At 48.5% G+C, this 18,699-nt stretch carries 13 protein-coding genes and 1 rRNA gene; 3 read left to right on the top strand and 11 right to left on the bottom strand.

The features are described from left to right. Positions 1 to 1,136, bottom strand: a 16S ribosomal RNA gene (locus AC0YNZ_RS10195); the annotation flags it as partial. 363 nt (positions 1,137 to 1,499) lie between these two features. Between AC0YNZ_RS10195 and glsA the strand changes: the two genes are divergently transcribed. Next, positions 1,500 to 2,441 (top strand): glutaminase A, encoded by a 942-nt coding sequence (gene glsA, locus AC0YNZ_RS10190; RefSeq protein WP_475826490.1) that lies wholly within the window; start codon positions 1,500 to 1,502, stop codon positions 2,439 to 2,441. Positions 2,442 to 2,741: 300 nt separating this feature from the next. Here the strand turns inward: glsA and AC0YNZ_RS10185 are convergent, their stop codons facing one another. The 5 genes from AC0YNZ_RS10185 to arfA all read right to left on the bottom strand — a co-directional run bounded on the left by AC0YNZ_RS10185 (position 2,742) and on the right by arfA (position 9,591). After that, positions 2,742 to 3,311: a YkvA family protein gene (locus AC0YNZ_RS10185; RefSeq protein ID WP_475826489.1), complete on the bottom strand. Its 570-nt coding sequence runs from the start codon at positions 3,309 to 3,311 to the stop codon at positions 2,742 to 2,744. A gap of 79 nt (positions 3,312 to 3,390) precedes the next feature. Beyond that, entirely contained in the window at positions 3,391 to 5,262 is a 1,872-nt protein-coding gene (locus tag AC0YNZ_RS10180) for an ABC transporter ATP-binding protein (RefSeq protein ID WP_475826488.1), read from the bottom strand. Next, the gene (locus tag AC0YNZ_RS10175) at positions 5,255 to 6,985 is read right to left on the bottom strand and encodes an ABC transporter ATP-binding protein (protein WP_475826487.1); all 1,731 of its coding nucleotides are present in this window, start codon (positions 6,983 to 6,985) and stop codon (positions 5,255 to 5,257) included. The genes AC0YNZ_RS10180 and AC0YNZ_RS10175 overlap by 8 nt, the downstream gene beginning before the upstream one ends. A gap of 85 nt (positions 6,986 to 7,070) precedes the next feature. Then, positions 7,071 to 7,991, bottom strand: a complete 921-nt coding sequence (locus tag AC0YNZ_RS10170) for an ArsR/SmtB family transcription factor (protein WP_475826486.1) — start codon at positions 7,989 to 7,991, stop codon at positions 7,071 to 7,073. Between the two features lie 91 nt (positions 7,992 to 8,082). Further along, positions 8,083 to 9,591: an arabinosylfuranosidase ArfA gene (gene arfA, locus AC0YNZ_RS10165; protein ID WP_475826485.1), complete on the bottom strand. Its 1,509-nt coding sequence runs from the start codon at positions 9,589 to 9,591 to the stop codon at positions 8,083 to 8,085. Between the two features lie 321 nt (positions 9,592 to 9,912). Here arfA and AC0YNZ_RS10160 point away from each other — a divergent pair, with 321 nt between their 5' ends. Further along, a complete protein-coding gene (locus tag AC0YNZ_RS10160) occupies positions 9,913 to 10,821 on the top strand; it encodes a sensor domain-containing diguanylate cyclase (RefSeq protein WP_475826484.1) in 909 nt (302 codons plus the stop codon). 102 nt (positions 10,822 to 10,923) lie between these two features. Here AC0YNZ_RS10160 and AC0YNZ_RS10155 read toward each other — a convergent pair whose 3' ends face one another. Continuing rightward, on the bottom strand, positions 10,924 to 11,679 hold the full coding sequence (locus AC0YNZ_RS10155; protein ID WP_475826483.1) for a YceI family protein: 756 nt from the start codon (positions 11,677 to 11,679) through the stop codon (positions 10,924 to 10,926). 233 nt (positions 11,680 to 11,912) lie between these two features. Here AC0YNZ_RS10155 and AC0YNZ_RS10150 point away from each other — a divergent pair, with 233 nt between their 5' ends. Continuing rightward, positions 11,913 to 13,364, top strand: a complete 1,452-nt coding sequence (locus AC0YNZ_RS10150) for a SpoVR family protein (protein WP_110769905.1) — start codon at positions 11,913 to 11,915, stop codon at positions 13,362 to 13,364. Positions 13,365 to 13,428: 64 nt separating this feature from the next. On the opposite strand, the gene AC0YNZ_RS10145 is transcribed toward AC0YNZ_RS10150, so the two are convergent. The 4 genes from AC0YNZ_RS10145 to AC0YNZ_RS10130 all read right to left on the bottom strand — a co-directional run bounded on the left by AC0YNZ_RS10145 (position 13,429) and on the right by AC0YNZ_RS10130 (position 18,690). Beyond that, a complete protein-coding gene (locus AC0YNZ_RS10145; protein WP_475826482.1) occupies positions 13,429 to 13,566 on the bottom strand; it encodes a hypothetical protein in 138 nt (45 codons plus the stop codon). A 6-nt stretch (positions 13,567 to 13,572) separates the two neighbouring features. Next, on the bottom strand, positions 13,573 to 16,194 hold the full coding sequence (locus AC0YNZ_RS10140) for a glycosylhydrolase-like jelly roll fold domain-containing protein (protein ID WP_475826481.1): 2,622 nt from the start codon (positions 16,192 to 16,194) through the stop codon (positions 13,573 to 13,575). 14 nt (positions 16,195 to 16,208) lie between these two features. Beyond that, complete coding sequence (locus tag AC0YNZ_RS10135; RefSeq protein WP_475826480.1) at positions 16,209 to 17,741, bottom strand: glycoside hydrolase family 43 protein; 1,533 nt, start codon at positions 17,739 to 17,741, stop codon at positions 16,209 to 16,211. A 61-nt stretch (positions 17,742 to 17,802) separates the two neighbouring features. After that, on the bottom strand, positions 17,803 to 18,690 hold the full coding sequence (locus AC0YNZ_RS10130; protein WP_475826479.1) for a carbohydrate ABC transporter permease: 888 nt from the start codon (positions 18,688 to 18,690) through the stop codon (positions 17,803 to 17,805). Positions 18,691 to 18,699: the final 9 nt, after the last annotated feature.

Raw genomic sequence — 18,699 nt, 5'->3', positions numbered from 1 at the left:
GTGCTGGCAACTAAGATCAAGGGTTGCGCTCGTTGCGGGACTTAACCCAACATCTCACGACACGAGCTGACGACAACCATGCACCACCTGTCTCCTCTGTCCCGAAGGAAAGCCCTATCTCTAGAGCGGTCAGAGGGATGTCAAGACCTGGTAAGGTTCTTCGCGTTGCTTCGAATTAAACCACATACTCCACTGCTTGTGCGGGTCCCCGTCAATTCCTTTGAGTTTCAGTCTTGCGACCGTACTCCCCAGGCGGAATGCTTAATGTGTTAACTTCGGCACCAAGGGTATTGAAACCCCTAACACCTAGCATTCATCGTTTACGGCGTGGACTACCAGGGTATCTAATCCTGTTTGCTCCCCACGCTTTCGCGCCTCAGCGTCAGTTACAGCCCAGAAAGTCGCCTTCGCCACTGGTGTTCCTCCACATCTCTACGCATTTCACCGCTACACGTGGAATTCCACTTTCCTCTTCTGCACTCAAGCTTTGCAGTTTCCATTGCGACTTGGGGTTGAGCCCCAAGTTTAAACAACAGACTTACAAGGCCGCCTGCGCGCGCTTTACGCCCAATAATTCCGGACAACGCTTGCCCCCTACGTATTACCGCGGCTGCTGGCACGTAGTTAGCCGGGGCTTTCTTCTCAGGTACCGTCACCTTGGGAGCAGTTACTCTCCCAAGCATTCTTCCCTGGCAACAGAGCTTTACGATCCGAAAACCTTCATCACTCACGCGGCGTTGCTCCGTCAGACTTTCGTCCATTGCGGAAGATTCCCTACTGCTGCCTCCCGTAGGAGTCTGGGCCGTGTCTCAGTCCCAGTGTGGCCGATCACCCTCTCAGGTCGGCTACGCATCGTCGCCTTGGTGAGCCGTTACCTCACCAACTAGCTAATGCGCCGCGGGTCCATCTGTAAGTGATAGATTGCTCCATCTTTCCCGGTTCGGTCATGCGACCAAACCGCGTATCCGGTATTAGCATCCGTTTCCGGATGTTATCCCAGTCTTACAGGCAGGTTACCCACGTGTTACTCACCCGTCCGCCGCTAATCTTGTCCCGAAGGACAAGATCCGCTCGACTTGCATGTATTAGGCACGCCGCCAGCGTTCGTCCTGAGCCAGGATCAAACTCTCCAAATTGGTGTTTGACTTGCTCATTACTTGTTATCGCTTTTTCGCTTATCCCGAAGGATTTGCGAGGCAGTTACTACTCGTTGTTCAGTTTTCAAAGAGCAATCTGTTCTTTCGTTTGGTTCGCTTGTTTTGCTTGTCGTCCGCGTGTTTCTCTCGGCCGGAATTAGAATATACCATGCTATCGTCTAATTGGTCAAGCTTTTATTCAAAAAAAGTTTAAAACATTTATTAATAACATTTTGCAGCATGTAAAACCTATATATTAACCTTTGTCTCTTACTAAATAATCATATGAACCAACTTTATCCTGCTTTGCAAATGTTATAAACTAAAAGCAGCAACGCCACATATGGAGGAGGGAGCTTTAAAATGTCTTTAACAGAAATGGACCGTATCCAAGCGCTTCTGCCTCAGTGGCTAGAATCGAGCCGGCAGCAATGCGGGTACGGCAAGGTAGCTTCCTATATTCCCGAATTGTCGAATTCGCCTATAGGCGCATTAGGTATTCATATCATGGATGCGCAAGGACAATCGGCCTCGGCCGGCGATACCGGGCTATCCTTCACGATGCAAAGTATTTCCAAAGTATTTACGCTCATTCTCGCGCTTATGGACAATGGCGAAGACGTGGTGTTTGATAAAGTCGGCATGGAGCCTACCGGCGACAATTTTAACTCCATGCTTAAGCTTGAGCTTGTGCAGCCGGGGATTCCTTTTAATCCCCTTATTAACGCGGGCGCAATTGCCATTTCATCGTTGATAGCAGGCAGCAATCCAGCGGAAAAATCGGCTCGCGTTCTGGATTTCCTTCGTCAACTTTCTAATAATAGTTCGCTGAGCTATGATCTTGACGTATACCGCTCCGAAAAAGATACGGCTAATCTAAACCGGTCGATGGCTTATTTTCTAAAAGATAACGGAGTGCTGCAGGGACAGGTAGAGGATGTCCTCGACGTTTATTTCCGCCACTGCTCCGTAAGCGTGACATGCGCTGATTTGGCGCAAATGGCTTTGGTGCTTGCGCATAACGGTAAAAACCCGCTGAACGGGGAAGAGCTAATTCCCCGCCGCTACGTTCAAATCGCCAAAACGTTCATGATCACTTGCGGCATGTATAACGCATCTGGAGAGTTTGCCATCCAAGTCGGCCTGCCTGCCAAAAGCGGCGTATCCGGCGGCATCTTAACGATGGTTCCAGACCGGTACGGCATCGGGCTGGTAGGTCCGTCCTTGAACCGGAAAGGAAACAGTATTGCCGGCGTCGCACTTCTGGAGGCCATATCCCAAGAGTTTGACTGGAGCTTGTTCTAAACAGATCTATTCAAATTGAACGGTCATTCGAAAGGCCGCTACCCAAAATTAACTGGAGAAATTCCAGCAAAATGATGCTGTCGCGCACATAGGGCAACATTAGCAGCAGCTTTTACCGTTTCATTCACATGGCTGTGCGCCAGCCGGCCTCTAGCTCATCTCTCCGTTGACAGCCGGCGTTCCCAATACTTTTCGCCGTCTTAGCCGCTAAGCTCACTGTAGCGCTTCTAATTTAAACAACAAGAGGATCGGCCTTCAGAGCATTTCGCTCCCGGCCGATCCTCTCGTTCTTGTTTCGCCTTACTGCTGCTGATGATTGATCAATTTAACATTTTTGTTTAAAACGAAAAACTGCTCCGCCTTCTCACGATGATCATCGGTTATTTGACCGCTAATAGCCTTGTATGCAATCAACACGGCTGTTGCATCATCAACAAAACCGGCTACCGGCAAAAAATCGGGAATAAGATCGATTGGCAATATCCAATACGCCAAGGCGCCTATCGCCGTAACCTTAGCCGAAAGCGGCGTTTTCGGATCGGCTGAGCAGTAGTACAGCGTTACGACTTCCTTCGCGAACGGAACCTTCGCAGCATGCCGCTTCACCTTTGCCCAAAAGCCTTCTTCCACGTACTTCGCTTGCTTCTCATGGTCACCGATTTTTGCGACCCACTTATTAATGTCGACTTCCTCTGGCAAGCTCGTTTGATTATTTATGTCGAGCGAGGTCTCAAGTTCCTTATTAGAAACCGTATACGGAACAGTCTCTTCAATCAGCTTCGTACCGCAAGAGGAGCAATCCGCAACCATTATACTGGACGAATCGACTTCGTTGTTGTATCCACAGTTTGCGCATTGGGCAGTAGTCATTCATCCCACCTCCTTGTTTATACCTACATATACTCTCCATCCCTAAAAATAGTTGCACAATCGTTACGGCTTATTGCTGTTACTTTGTCGCCGATTCACTTACTTCGTATAAGCCATTGTTTAGCTGACCTTTGACGAGCGAGCTATAAAAGCCCTTCCGCTCCAGCAGCTGCACATGGGAGCCTTTCTCGATGATGGCGCCATCCTGCAGCACCACAATTTGATCCGCTTGCTGGATGGTGTTAAGCCGATGGGCGATGACGAAGCTCGTTCTGCCATGCATCAGCCGCTGAAGCGCCTCTTGAATTTTGATTTCAGTGACGGTATCTATACTGCTTGTTGCCTCATCCAGCACTAGAATCGAGGGATTGGCAAGTATCGCTCTTGCAATAGCCAGCAATTGCTTCTGTCCTTGGCTAATGCCGCTGCCGTCCGGCTTAAGAATAGCGCTGTAGCCATCCTTCTGACGTACAATAAAGGAATGCGCATTTGCGAGTCTCGCGGCCTCTTCTACCTCTTCATCCGTCGCATCGAGCTTGCCATAACGAATATTTTCGAGGATCGTACCTTCGAAAAGAAATGGATCCTGCAGCACGAAGGCCATATGCGATCGCAAATTTTCACGTTTAATCGTTCGGCTGTCATATCCGTCGATCATGATGCTCCCAGAGCTCGGATCATAAAATCTGCATAGTAACTGAATAAGCGTCGTCTTGCCAGCCCCGGTCGGACCAACAAGCGCAATCGTCTCTCCCGGAGCTGCATGGAAGCTTACATCGCTGATTGTGGCTGCCCGTCCCTCATATGAAAACATTACTTTATCAAATACGACGCTGCCCCTCACCTCTGCGAGCTCGCGGGCAGCGCCCTCATCCTTCCGCTCCTCTTCTTCGGCAAGGACGTCGAACACCCGCTCCGCGCCGGCTACCGCCGAGAGCAGCGTATTCCACTGATTAGCCAGATCATTAAGCGGACGTGTGAACTGTCTTGAGTACTCCGCGAAAATAACGATAACACCTACCGTAATCGAATCATTCAAAACAAAGATAGCTCCGATGCCGGCAATAATGGCAAAGCTTAAGTTGTTGAGCCCGTTCATCAGCTTCGGAATGAAACCCGATATCGCCTGCGCCCAGAAGCCGGATACGCGAATACGTTCATTGCGCTCCCTGAACGCGGATATCACCGTCTGCTCCTGAGAGAAGGCCTTCACGATGCGCTGTCCGGACAGCGTCTCTTCGATATATCCGTTCAGATCGCCAAGATTACGCTGCTGAGCCTTGAACAGCCGGCCGGTTTGCTTCGTAATCCATTTCATTCCGTACAGCATAAGCGGTACAACGAGAAACGTAAGCAAAGTTAAGAGCGGACTGAGCGAAAGCATAACGCTTACGGTGCCTATGAGCAGAAGCGCGCTTGAAAAAACTTGAATGACCGAGCTATTTAATGATGAGCTTACATTGTCAATATCGTTCGTTACCCGGCTCATCAGCTCTCCATGCTGGCGCCTGCTGAAATAAGGGATAGGCAGACGGTGCAAATGCTCAAACAATTGAACCCGCATAAGGTAAACGGTTTTCTGCGATATGGAGATCATCCAAATGCTTTGCAGCCACATCGTAATGGAATGAAGCGCATAAACGACTGCCATCCCGATTAGAAAGACAACAAACCCGCTCCCCCGGTTCATCAAAAAATGATCAATCGCGGTCCCGGCTAAATAGGGACCCAGCAATGAAAAACCGGAGCTCAGCATAACCATGACAATGACAGCCGCCAATTTCCCTTTGTAGGCAATCAAATAACTCCACATTTGCTTCAGGGTCCGGGACGAATTTTTAGCTCTAGGCTTGCGCTTCCCTTTATCGCCTGCTGTCTGCCCCTCTGCCGCCGCTTCCACGGCTGCTTCCGTTCTTCGATAACGGAAAGGCTCTATTAATGATTTAAGCACGGGAAACACCTTCCTTCCCGAACTGCGATTCATAAATTTTTTGATACAGGCTTGACTCCCGGATCAGCTGCTCATGCTTTCCTTGCGCTAGCAACCGGCCTTCATCAAGCAGGAGAATGGAATCGGCTGAAACTGTAGAGCTAATTTTTTGCGTAATGAGGAAAGTTGTGCATTTCAATTGCTTAAGTGCCTGCAGCAGCGCCGCTTCCGTCTGGACATCCAAGGCACTCGTGCTGTCGTCAAGCAGTAAAATGACCGGCTTCCTTACGAGTGCCCTCGCTATCGTCAAACGCTGCTTCTGCCCGCCGGACAGATTGACGCCCTTTTGCCCAACGATCGTATCGTATTGCTCGGGCAGCTTCATAATCGTGTCATGGATTTGCGCCAGCTTGGCCGCTTCGATAATTTCTTCGAGCGTGGCGTCCTCCTTGCCCCAGCGGATGTTTTGCTCAACCGTGCCCGTGAACAGCATGATTTCTTGAGGCACATATCCAATCTCCTTGCGCAGCTGTCTAAGCTTCATTAAGCGATTATCTATCCCATCAACGCGTATTTCACCCGACTGCACATCGTATAGCCGCGGGATAAGCTGAACAAGGGACGATTTGCCTGAGCCCGTCGCTCCCATAATCGCGATCGTCTCGCCAGGCTTCGCCGAGAAGGAAATATGATCCAGTACACGTTGATCGGAATCCGGGTATTGAAAAGAGACGTTATCAAAGGAAACTTGGCCATCGCGAGGCTTAGCTGCTTCTTCGCTGCCCGCCGTATCCGTTAAATCGATATCCGTCAGAACGACCTCTTCCATTCTTTGCGCCGATGCGCGTGCCCTTGAGAAGCTGACCACAATCATCGACATTATCGACAAAGCTGCAGTCGTCCTAGTCGCATAGTTGACGATCGCAATCACTTCGCCGACGGTTGCGCCGCTCGTATCAAGCTCGATGCGGCCGTACCATAGCACGGCCATGACGCTCGCATTCATTACAAGCAGCACGATTGGCATCGTTGCCTCCGTCAAGCGAAGCGCAGCTACGGTGCGGTCCATCAACTGCAAGCTCGAGCGAGCAAAGCGCCCCGATTCATGCTGCATCCGAACGAACACCCGAACGATCCGCATCCCGATCAAATTTTGCTGCATGACGCCGTTCACTTGATCCAGCTGCTGCTGCACAGAGCGAAACAATCCCTCGCCCTTCTTAAGCACCCATAAGAGAAAAATCCCGAGAAACGGGATGACGGCAGCAAGCCAGACCGCCAGCTTCGGCTGTACGATAAATGCCATTACGATGCTTCCGACTACGAGCAGCGGAGCACGGAGCATAATTCGCAGTCCCATGAATACCGTATTTTGCAGCTGCATGACGTCGTTCGTAAGTCTGGTAATAAGCGAGGATTCCGGAAAACGATTAAAGTTTGCGAATGAGAACGATTGGACCTTGTCATAAAGGCGCTCCCTTACATCAAAGCCAAAGCTCTGACTAACATGAGAGGCGTAGAAGGAGCTGAGTATGCCTGCTGCAAAAGCAAAGATGGAGCAGCCGATCAAAACGCCGCCCCATTTTAAGACAACCTGCAAATTATTGTTCACGATACCGTCATCTATAATTTTTGAGATAATATAAGGCTGCAGCAGTTCCACCATCAACTCCACAAGCATGAGCAGCAGAGCTGCATAGGCAGCAAACCGGTATTTTTTGAGAAAGATGAACATGGTCAGCATCTTTGTTCCTCCGAGTAATAATGGCTTATATTAGCTTTCCTACTCTCTATATCAACTTGAATCCAAATGAAGCAGCTAAACTGCCTTACACGCTGCGCGCATCCTCGTAAAATACACGGAACATAATGTCATGGTTGTAGTTGCCGAAGCCTTTGCCGTACAAGGTTAAACCGCCAACGTGTACGGCATCCTCCTTCACGCTGATACGGAAGGTCCAAAAGTTGCGATCGAGCCCGATCTCGCCGATACCAACGGACGACATGCGCTGTCCGTCGATTAACGTGCCATCCTCTTGTATGCGGATAACCTTCAGCAGACCGTATTGGTTAACGCGATCCCCCCACCAGGCCGGTGAAAACCGCCCTCTCACCTCACCGTAATCGCCGGGGCTCGTCCACATCCCGATATCCATCCCGTTAAGCGAAAAATCAATGTCCGAGGGCCAATTCTCATTTACGCCGGGCGCTTCGGAGCCCAGCTCGAGCGTAATTTCCAGCGCCACGGGACGCTGTCCCGAAAGCAAATAGTTCGGCACCTTGTATTCCACGTAGCCTTTACCGAACCACAAAATTCCGGCATTCATCCGCTCCGGCTCCAAGAAGAAGCGCGGATCGTCAAATTGTCCGATCAGCTTGTCGACCGTAGCAATGCCGCAGGTCGGAAACACCTCAAATTGTGTATAATGTCCGACAGGCACGCTGACATCATGCACCTTCTTCACATCCGGCGTCGGATGCGGCAGCTCAATCGCAATGGAGCGTTCCGCGAGCGTGCAAATTTTGTGCGTCCCCCCTTGCTTGCGAACCATCTTCGTCTGAACGATTCCTGCTTTCTCCAGCTTGCGGACATGCATCGTTACGATCGCACTGCTTAAACCAATGGCCTCGGCCAGCTCCTTTACATTCATCATGTTCGAGGCAAGCAGATTAATAATCGAGAGCCTTACCGGACTAGCCAGCGCTTCGTATAAGGGCAGCCAAGCTTCGTCTGTATTTGCATGTATCATCGTCGTCTCCTCCTATCTCTCTATTGTATAATAATAGAAGGGCATCCCAAAAGCCGCAAATGCGGCTTCCGGATACCCTCTTTCGTTTCTCTTATAGTTTTATGCGAATAACGTTCCACGATGCTTTGCCCAGCGTCGCTTGAATTTTTCCGCTGCCATCGATAGCGGCGTTGCCTGACGTATGAGGCGTTACGCGGTTAGGCGCTTCTGCCGTGTTCGTCATTTTCAAATCCTCATGCTCAAGCACAATATGCTCGATCACCCGGAAAGCGCCGAAACTGCGGAGATCGATTTCGAAAGGCAGCGCTTCATCGATATTACGGTTAACCGCAAAAATCGTCACTTCCTCTTTCTCCTCATGATGAACCGCTACTGTCTCCAGGTAAGGAACGTCGGTAAAATCTTTCGAATCATATTTCGGCGATTTGACGAGCGGCACCAGCACCGTACCGCGGCCAAAAATGCTGGCGTGCATGTACGGATAGTAGATCGTCTGCTTCCAGGCAGGACCGCCGTTTTGCGTCATGATTGGTGCAATAACGTTAACCAATTGGGCGATACAAGCCATTTTCACGCGGTCAGCACGCTTCAGCATACTGATCAGCATGCATCCGACAACAAGCGCATCCTCATGATTATATACGTCTTCAAGCTGAGGCGGAGCAATTTGCCAAGGGTCAAGCTGTTTATCTTGCGCATGCGAATGGAACCATACGTTCCACTCATCAAAAGATAGATTAATTTTTTTCTTGCCGCGTTTTTTCGCTTGGACGTAATCGCAGGTTGAGATAACCGTGTTAATATAAGAATCCATACTCATGGATTGCGCAAGGAAGTTTTTCGTATCGTTGTGCGGATTTCCATAATATTGATGAATCGAAACATAATCCACGGTGTCATAAGCCAAATCCAAAACCGTCGATTCCCATTCCGGGAATGTAGGCATTCCGATATGCGAGCTTCCGCAGGCTACAAGCTCTATCGTCGGATCGACCCAACGCATCGCTTTACCCGTTTCGTTAGCGAGGCGTCCGTATTCTACCGACGTTTTATGTCCGATTTGCCAAGGTCCGTCCATTTCATTGCCCAGACACCAGGTTTTCACATTATGCGGGTCTTTGTACCCGTGTTGGATACGAAGATCACTCCAATAAGAGCCGGACTTATGGTTCGAATATTCTATCAGGTTACGTGCATCATCGATGCCGCGAGTACCGAGGTTTACGGCCATCATCGCATCCGTGTTAACCTTTTTACACCAGTCCATAAATTCATTAAAGCCGATCCAGTTTGGTTCAACTGTCCGCCAAGCAAGCTCAAGCCTCTTTGGACGCTTGTCTACAGGACCGACACCATCCTCCCAATTGTAACCGGATACAAAATTTCCTCCCGGGTATCGGACGATTGGCACATCAAGTCCCCTTACAAGCTCAAGCACATCGGAACGAAAGCCCTGCTCATCTGCCTCAGGATGATCCGCTTCATAAATACCTCCGTATACGGCGCGCCCAAGATGCTCTATAAATGAACCGTATATGCGTTTATCTACTTCACCGACTTGAAAATCCTTATCCACGATCATTGATGCTTTGTCTGCCATGCTTATCCACCTCGTCATAGAATTAATAGATTCATTAATTAATAAGACATTCATTAACATGCAATCTTATTATCATTAAACTACAGGTTATAGATTAATTCAAGTATTAATTTTGTGCATATTGAAATAATACATTTATTAATTCAAAGACTATGAAATTGATCTGCCCAAACTTATAAGACTACGAATTGATTACATCCTCGAAAATAGTACAATATTCCTAAAAATGATCATTTGTTTCTTGAGTTAGGCCTCTTTTTAGACTACTATGGAACTATAAGACAATCCCATAGTTTCAAGACTACGGCAGGAGTTGAGAGTATGAGTAGTACTACACGCTCATTAGAAGAAGCAGCCGACCATATTATTGACACCCTGAAGCATTTTCTTAAAGTAGATATACTATTGGTCTCGACAATCGACGGTATGGAAAGCAGTATAATTCGGGCATTCAACCGTCATGAGGATTGGATGCAAAACAGCGGGCGCTTACCCTTGCTGCAAAGCTATTGCAGCCTCGTTCTGAAGCAAGCCGCTCCCATACTCAGCATCCCTAACATACTCGAAGATAAGCGGACTGTCTCTCTACCGATCACTAATCAGCTTGGAGCAGCTTCGTTTGTTGGCATCGTTGTAAAAACAACTGATCATTTGCCTGTGGGTGCCATATGCGCATTTAATAGCGAGCCAATTTATTTGGATGAACGGCAGCATGGCTTCCTCGCATCTATGGCCGCATTTTTGGGTTATATTTTTGACTTAGAAAATGCCAGTGTTACAGATAGCTTAACCGGTTTATTTAACCGGCGTTATTTGTCCCATCTGTACCAGAACGCCCCGGACAAGCAGTTTAGCGTGATGTTCATCGACATCGATGACTTCAAGGAGGTCAACGATTCTTTCGGTCATGACTTTGGCGATCTTCTGCTGCTCCAAATTGCCTCCAGGCTCAAACAAAGTGTCCGAAAAACCGACATCCTCGTAAGGTATGGCGGAGATGAATTCGTTATTTGCTTTCAGCATCTGGTTGATAACCATGATATTGATTTTGTCGCCGGAAAAATTAAAGATTCCATTACCGAGCCGTTCTCCATCCATGGACGTATCATTCGCGTATCAGCAAGCATCGGCATTAGCTCCACGCATGGCTCAGGCGCCCGGCTGAAAGAGCTGATCAGCGACGCTGACCAGGCTATGTACGGTATTAAGCAAACTGAAAAAAACCTTTGAGAATGCCTGTCCCAGCTAGGAGATGATGCTCCAAGCGGCGGCACTCAAAGGTTTTTTAATTTTCCGCAACGAGTTGGATATGCATTTCGCATATCGTCCTCCTTATTTACTTAATACCAGCCTAAGCTCCACAGTAAGATTGTTTTCCGTGTCCATAACGACCGTATGCGGATTTTTCATACCGAAATCACCAAATGTGACAACCGTGCTTGCCTCAAGCTTCAAAAAGCCCTGATCGTAAATCGTTTGTCCCGTAAATACGACTTCCTTCGTAATTCCCTTCACGGTTAAATCGCCTGTAATGCTCACATCGTACGCCTCGCCAGATTTCCATTCTGCCGGAAGGCCTTCAAAGGAAGTTACGTTGAAGGTTGCATTCGGGAACTGCGCAGTATCTAAGTATTCGGCTTCCGAAATATGCTGATCTCTTTGAGAATTTCCGGAGTCCATGCTCGTTACATCAACTGTGCCCTCAGCCTTCGTTTGAGCAGGATCGGCCGAGTTGATTGTCCATGAGCCCATCACCTTATCAAGTTCGTAATTCACCGTGTCTCTTGAGGTTGTAACCGAAAAATAAACCTTCGAATCTGAGCCGATCGTCCATGTTCCGTCTACTCCGGCCGCCTCACCCGCACTCGCTCCGCTTGATTCATTACCAGCACCCGAAGCTGTTTCCGTTGTCGTGCCTTCTCCAGCATTGCCAGCCACCTCTGTGCCGCTATCTTCAGCCGGAGACTGTGCAATGACACTTTCAATTTCCACATGATTGCCTGTCAAACCATCATACACATAGTAAACGGCTCCGCTAATAACGATCAGAATAGCAGCTGCTGTTATGATTATTTTTTTATTTATCATCTCAAACCCTCCTCAATTTGTCGTGATTGCTAGTCGACTTCGAACCCGGATGCTTATCCAATATCGCTAGCATAAAGGAAAGTTCTGAGAATAATCTGAATGGAGGCTTAAATGAAGATGAAAATAAATCATTTTTGAGAATGACGGGGCCATATGCCGCATACCGTCATAACCTTGGCCACTCGCTCATAAACATGGTATGAATCGTATTTCCAATTGCGGAGGGATGACGGATGACCCAGGATGAGATTCGCGCGCTGGAGCGATCCATCGATGAAATAACGGAAATCGCGCAAGGCTTTGGGCTCGATTTTTACCAAATGCGATACGAGATTTGTCCTGCAGATATCATTTATACGTTTGGCGCTTACGGTATGCCGACAAGATTTAGTCACTGGAGCTTTGGAAAAACGTTCAATAAAATGAAGCTTCAATACGATTTCGGTCTTAGTAAGATTTATGAGCTCGTCATTAATTCAAACCCCTGCTACGCTTTCCTTCTTGAAGGCAATTCTCTGATCCAAAACAAGCTTATCGTCGCTCACGTGCTCGCGCACTGCGATTTTTTCAAAAACAACGCCCGCTTCGGTGTAACGAACCGCAACATGGTCGAGAGCATGTCCGCAACGGCCGATCGCATCCATCAATATGAAATGGACCATGGCACGGAGGCCGTCGAGAAATTTATTGATGCGATTCTCGCCATCCAGGAGCATGTCGACCCGACGCTCATTAAGCCCTATCAGCTGGATAAAAAGAGATATATTGAAATGGTGCAAAAAGACAGCGAGCGTTCCGAGTGGAATATTCCAGCATCCAAGTATGATGATATCTGGGATTTAGATCCGGAGCGAACGGCCACCGCAGCGTCGGCTGCTGCATCCCAGGCAGCCGATGCCAAACGGTTCCCGCCTAGGCCGGAAAAAGATGTCGTATGGTTCATCGAGGAGTACTCACCAACCTTAGAGGATTGGCAGCGTGATATTTTATCGATGCTGAGAGATGAAATGCTCTATTTCTGGCCGCAAATCGAGACGAAAATCATGAACGAAGGCTGGGCTTCGTACTGGCATCAGCGGATTATCCGCGAGCTTGACCTGAGCAGCGAAGAAACGATTGAATTCGCCAAGCTGAACTCCTCCGTTGTACAGCCGTCTCGGCACAGCCTGAATCCTTATTATTTAGGATTAAAAATATTCGAGGACATCGAGCGCCGCTGGGATCACCCAACGAAAGAGGAACAGGCACGCTTCGGGCGCGTCCCTGGCAAAGGAAGAGACAAAATATTTGAGGTTCGGGAACTGGATTCAGACACTTCTTTCCTTCGCAATTATTTAACGAAGGAGTTGGTTAAGGATCTCGACCTCTATATCTTCGAGAAGAAAGGTCCCGAGTGGAAAATTACCGATAAATCATGGGAAAACATCCGTGAACAGCTCGTCTATTCCAAGGTGAACGGCGGTTTTCCCAGCCTGATGGTGAAAGATGGAGATTTCAACCGCGTTGGAGAGCTCTACCTGATCCATGAATACGAAGGTATGGAATTAGACCTCAAATACGTCGAGCGTACTCTGCCTTATGTCGTTCAGCTGTGGGGTAAAAACGTTCATCTGGAAACGTTCGTCGAGGATAAGAAGATCGTGTTCAGCTGCGACGGGAAGAAGACGAGCAGGAAGTTTGTATAGACTTTCAAAAATCGATCTAAAGAAGTTATATAAACGAATCATCACCTTAAAAGGAGTTTGAACTTTACCCCGCAAGAAGATCACTTTGAAAAAAGTGAATCTCTTGCGGGGCATATAAATTGAACTTCTCATTGAAGTCCTTCAAAGCGGTGGAAGGCGACAGCACTTCTGCTGCACGATCAGCATGTCCTCCTGCGTTCATCTATTTCTATTTCTTCTCTGTCAACAAACGAACAGGCCCGAGCAGCCCGCTTGGCTCCTGCTGCATGAAACGGGAGAAGAAATCCTGCTGCTCCTTCGCGAGCGTATTCGTAATCTCGATCATTAGCTTGTTCATTCCTTGTCGAACTGAGCTTCCTATATCAAAGCGGTAGGGCAAGCAAAGCTTGACACCTAATCGCTTTCCATTCATCCATACCTCTGCCGTTTCGAACGCATCTCCTAGGTCTAGATAGATAGGTTGTGCTGCATCAAACCATTCAAAGTCAAGCTCGTATCGGATCGTACCGGAGAACCTTTGAAGCAGCTCTGGGTGACTCATGCTTCTCAGATGCTCCAAGCTGCCCCACGCCAAGAAATCGGGATATTGCTCGGCGGTTGCTGTAGCGACTTTCCAATTGCCTTCTAACAAAATGAAGTCATTTACAACATCAGAGACGCTGTCTGCCATACGTAATCCCTTCGGAAGATGCTCACCTGTAATGATAACAACCGACTCATAAGGACTGAGGTTTATCGCCACCTGCAACCCGCTCTTAACGAGTTTCGCTTCAAGCGCTGTAACCGTATTATCGAACGCATTGTAGATGACTGCCTGAGCATACCCGGGAATAACGACTCTTGTGCTGATCTTGTCATACGGATGCTCATTAAAAAATAGATACACATGACAGTCCGGATGCTCATAATGATAGTTTCTTAAGTAAGGGTGAGCGCCTCCGACCTCAATCTCGTATAAGCCAAGCTTCTTCAAACTAATTGCAAGCTCTTGTAAGGCAACGACATGCACATTCGCATGAAGCGATAAATGCTCTAGGATGACAGTGCTATCCATCCCTTCGCTGGAACGACTCGGAAGCGCGTCCACCCAAATAACGGGCAAGCCTTTGTCAGCCATGGCGTATAGCTTTTCCAGCAATCGGATTGGAAGCGCCTCCGCATAAGGAACGACGACGCAACCGTATTCCTCTGCTGCAAGTGCAAGCCTGCCTTCCGATATAGCCGCATCGGTGATAATGCTGTCCGCCGGCACCACATCGCAATCAATTTGCGCTTGAAGCAGCATCTTGACCGGCTTCTGGAACAGCATGCTTGCTCCCGACCATTCCGCTTCTGCGTGATAGAGAACCGCAGCGGTTGCGCGGTGTACCCCGCCTGATAATAAATGGCAAAGCCGGTTCGTATAACGGTTAAGCTCTGCGTAATAGCGGTATTGCGGATTGCGGCCGCGTGCATAAAAGTGAGGAGGACAGTCCTGATCGGGAAAATCCTTCTGGGAAAAGGCATGCGGCACGAATGTATTAATACCTCGAACCAGCATATGATCCGTCAGCCATTTCATCAGTTTAAGCCCCTCGCTCCAACCATAAGCTCCAAAAATCTCGCACATTGCTCTTCCCTTCTTCTTCGGGTCGATATGCGCCAATGAGGAGCCCAGCTTCGCTAAGCCATAATGAAAAAACTCGCTGTCCGTATTTCCGGCAATCCAGGAGAAGGGCGTATCATCAAATCCAGGCATAATTTGGTGTAATACAACATCAATGCCCGACATATCCTGGCCCCACATAGAACGAAAAAAATGCCCTGGTCCACAGCCGAGACGGGCATGAACATTATTGTCTTCAATAATATGGCCGATATATTCCACACCGCGCTCTCTGCACCATTGCCCAAGCTTTCCGCTGAAATGCTGTGCATACAGCTTGCTGACCACATTCATATAAATGTATCTTGCAGTGGCTGTCTTTTCCCCGCTATCGTGCCATAAAAGAGGTAGATAAGGCTTGAAAGATTCATCTAATTCAGCGTCCAAAATCGTTATCATATCGTTACGCCAAGGCAGCACGACACGCTGCATGCCCGGAACCGATGTAAAGTCATACATATTATGATCATTGTAAAAGCCGGGCTCGTCTGAGAAAAAACCGGCAAACGTCTGTCCAAAATCGGCTTGGTACCTATCGTAATAAACCTCATATATCGCATCAATCAATACTTGAGTCGATTCGGATACGATCGGATTAATATACTCCCGCTTCGTGCTGTCCGCACCTTCCGATGTTTCCACCATAATGCAGATACTCCAGAAGCCGTCCGGCACATCCCAATAGAGTACATCCTGACTAATATATGCCTCTACATCGATCGGCTCGCCTATCAAGGCTCCGCTGCCCTGTTCACGATTTACCGCAAAAGCCGCTACGAGGACATCTCCTTCTTGCAGCCACGGCTTGATCAGGAATGATACATCCTTCATTGGACCGACCGCATCGATACGACGCTCCCCTAGAAATCTCCGTCTTAGCTGCGGAGCCGCATCTTTCATACGCCCAGCGGCATGTCCAGTCGGGAAATGGTCATCGTCAAAAACCCACACCCGCATTCCGCGACTCCTGGCCTCATCCATAATGATGTCGATATCCTTCCACCAACCCGGTCCTAGAAAATCGGGATGCGGCCTGGACTCGATGCACACCGCCTTGATTCCAGATTCGTCGATCCTAGCCAGTTCCTCTCGAATGACCGCCTCTTCCTCGCCTCTCTGCCAAAGGAAAGGGAGGAGATAATTGCCCCCTTTACCTGCCAATAGTTCCTGCAGCCTTGAGCTCATTGCATTCACCTCTTCTAATCCGCATCCATTATCGGAATATAATCAAATCGGTCAAAATATGCAGGGGCCTTACAAGCCATTCCGTTCCCCGTTGCGTACAATCCAAAATAAACGCCAGTAAATCCGCCAGCCACTTCTGTTGCAAGGTACCCGCATTCTGCCTTCCCCGCTACCTGCGTCTCCTTACCTTGTGAAGCGAATGTAAAGCTATAATATTTGGAATCGGCTTCGATTCCAAGAATGATGCTTGAATCGGAATACTCACTTACAAACTCCACCTTCCACAACGAGCCAATACGGCGACGGAATAGAACACATCTTTTACCGTCACGAAGGGATAGAGCGATCTCATAATGAAATTGCTCATTCATATAAACGGTAAGACCCGCTTCTTCCCCCTCTTCACGAGGCTCAAATTCCAACAAAGTGGAGACCGAGCATTCGAAGTGTTGCTGCCGCCGTCCCACAAATGCAGGAGAATCCTCTTCGTTCAAGGTGATCTCGGAGCCGTGTAAGGTCAGCCATCCGGCACGCTCTGCAAGCGACCAGCATCCGTCGTATGGGTTTCGTAGAAAGTTCCAGGTTGGAGCGAGGTTGGTTTCGTTAAAATCATCTCTTTCACACCATCGCTCCCCTTGCTTTAGAGAAAGCGTACCAGCATCCATTAGTTGACTGATCATTCCCTTCTCTCCAATCGAAGGCCATTTATCCTCCGACCAATGAACGGGGGCTAGAAAAGTCTCCCTCCCCAGATGGTGGTGATACGGATAACCAATCGGCCGTATGCCCAGACAGACCGCCCACCAGCTTCCGTCTTCCATCTGAACCAAATCGGCATGACCGGTTGCTTGAATATCACTTTTGCAGCTGCGATGGGTCAAAATCGGGTTTCCGGGATTACTCTCGAACGGGCCGTAAGGTGAATCACTCCTCGCAATCGTGACCATGTGGCCATATTCAGTTCCACCCTCGGAAATCATGAGATAATACTTGCCGAATATCCGATAGAGGTGAGGCCCTTCCGGAAAAGCACCTCCCGTTCCGCTCCAGATACATCGACGGGGCGAAAGCAGCTCACCCGTTTCGAGATCGATTTCAGCCTGATAGATCCCGGCTGTATCACCGTTGCCAAAGCCTCCGGTTCCGGTAATGTATACCTTACCGTCTTCGTCGAACAGGAGGGAGGGATCGATGCCCTCCCAATCCAGCCATACAGGCTCAGACCAAGGCCCTTCAGCCTTATCGGACATAACAAAGAAGTTTTTCCCTGCTGTTACATTTGTAGTAATCATATAAAACCGGTCATTGTGATGCCGCAGCGTTGGAGCGAATATACCTGCCGAGCTTCCAGTCTGATGTAGGGGCAGCTGACTCTCCCGTGTCAGGCAATGTCCAATTTGTCGCCAATTCACCAAATCCTCGCTGCGGAAGATTGGAACACCCGGAAAGTATTCGAAGGAGCTGGTCACCAAATAAAAATCAGATCCCACTCTGCAAATGCTCGGATCCGGATGGAACCCGCTTATTATCGGATTTCGAAAGTTCATAGCATGATCCTCCCTAATGGTTTATCATTCTCGTCGTTATTCCTCAGCAACCGGTGTATACTCACCCTTTTACGGCACCGATTGTTATCCCTTTTACAAAATACTTTTGGAAAAACGGATAGGCTATCAGTATGGGTAAGACACCAATGACGGCAATAGCCATCCGCACAGTTGCGCTCGGCAGTGCCTCCAAACCTTGACTGGCATTCGTGCTCAAGCTGCCGTTAGTAAGGAATTGGATATCCGTAAGTATCCGGTTAAGAATATTTTGAATGCTGAACAGTTTGGGATCGTTCAAATAAACAAGTCCGTTAAACCAATCGTTCCAGTAGCCGATCGTCTGAAACAATCCTATCGTTGCCATAATAGGAAGCGATAACGGCATAACGATAGATCGGAAAGTTCTGAATTCGCCCGCACCGTCGATATAGGCGGATTCTAGCACTGCAACAGGTATGGAAGTCTTGAAGAAGGTTCTCATCAGCAGGACATTGAAACCATTCATAAGCAAGCCCGGGACGATCAAAGCCCACAACGTATTTTTAATATCCAGATACTGTGTATAAATTAGATAGGTCGGGACAAGTCCTCCGTTAAACAGCAGGGTGAAAAACACGAAGAACGCCAATAGATTATGATGCGGAATGTCCCGCCGGGACAAGGGATAGGCTAGCAGAGAAGTAATGATCAGACTGGCGGTCGTTCCGATCAGCGTAACCAACACTGTTACGCCATAGGCACGTAAAATTTGCTCCTGTTGGTTCCATAAGTACACATAGGCGGTACCGCTTAATTGTGACGGAAAGAACGAATATCCGTTCTGAATAATTATTTTCTCATCCGTTATGGAGGAGATAAACAGAAGAACGAACGGGACTATGCAAGCAGCGGCTACAACAATCATGATAAGATGGCCTGTCCATTGCCACACGCGATTCTCAATATTCATCTTATATAC

The organism is Paenibacillus sp. J2L1-98, from assembly GCF_056269405.1.
This window is presented reverse-complemented; position numbering and strand designations above follow the sequence as displayed.

Coding starts and splice junctions, on each gene's coding strand:
- AC0YNZ_RS10170 (WP_475826486.1), bottom strand. CDS start 7,991: ATGATACATGCAAATACAGACGAAGCTTGGCTGCCCTTATACGAAGCG.
- AC0YNZ_RS10135 (WP_475826480.1), bottom strand. CDS start 17,741: ATGAACTTTCGAAATCCGATAATAAGCGGGTTCCATCCGGATCCGAGC.
- glsA (WP_475826490.1), top strand. CDS start 1,500: ATGTCTTTAACAGAAATGGACCGTATCCAAGCGCTTCTGCCTCAGTGG.
- AC0YNZ_RS10145 (WP_475826482.1), bottom strand. CDS start 13,566: ATGAACGCAGGAGGACATGCTGATCGTGCAGCAGAAGTGCTGTCGCCT.
- AC0YNZ_RS10160 (WP_475826484.1), top strand. CDS start 9,913: ATGAGTAGTACTACACGCTCATTAGAAGAAGCAGCCGACCATATTATT.
- arfA (WP_475826485.1), bottom strand. CDS start 9,591: ATGGCAGACAAAGCATCAATGATCGTGGATAAGGATTTTCAAGTCGGT.
- AC0YNZ_RS10150 (WP_110769905.1), top strand. CDS start 11,913: ATGACCCAGGATGAGATTCGCGCGCTGGAGCGATCCATCGATGAAATA.
- AC0YNZ_RS10185 (WP_475826489.1), bottom strand. CDS start 3,311: ATGACTACTGCCCAATGCGCAAACTGTGGATACAACAACGAAGTCGAT.
- AC0YNZ_RS10140 (WP_475826481.1), bottom strand. CDS start 16,194: ATGAGCTCAAGGCTGCAGGAACTATTGGCAGGTAAAGGGGGCAATTAT.
- AC0YNZ_RS10155 (WP_475826483.1), bottom strand. CDS start 11,679: ATGATAAATAAAAAAATAATCATAACAGCAGCTGCTATTCTGATCGTT.
- AC0YNZ_RS10130 (WP_475826479.1), bottom strand. CDS start 18,690: ATGAATATTGAGAATCGCGTGTGGCAATGGACAGGCCATCTTATCATG.
- AC0YNZ_RS10175 (WP_475826487.1), bottom strand. CDS start 6,985: ATGCTGACCATGTTCATCTTTCTCAAAAAATACCGGTTTGCTGCCTAT.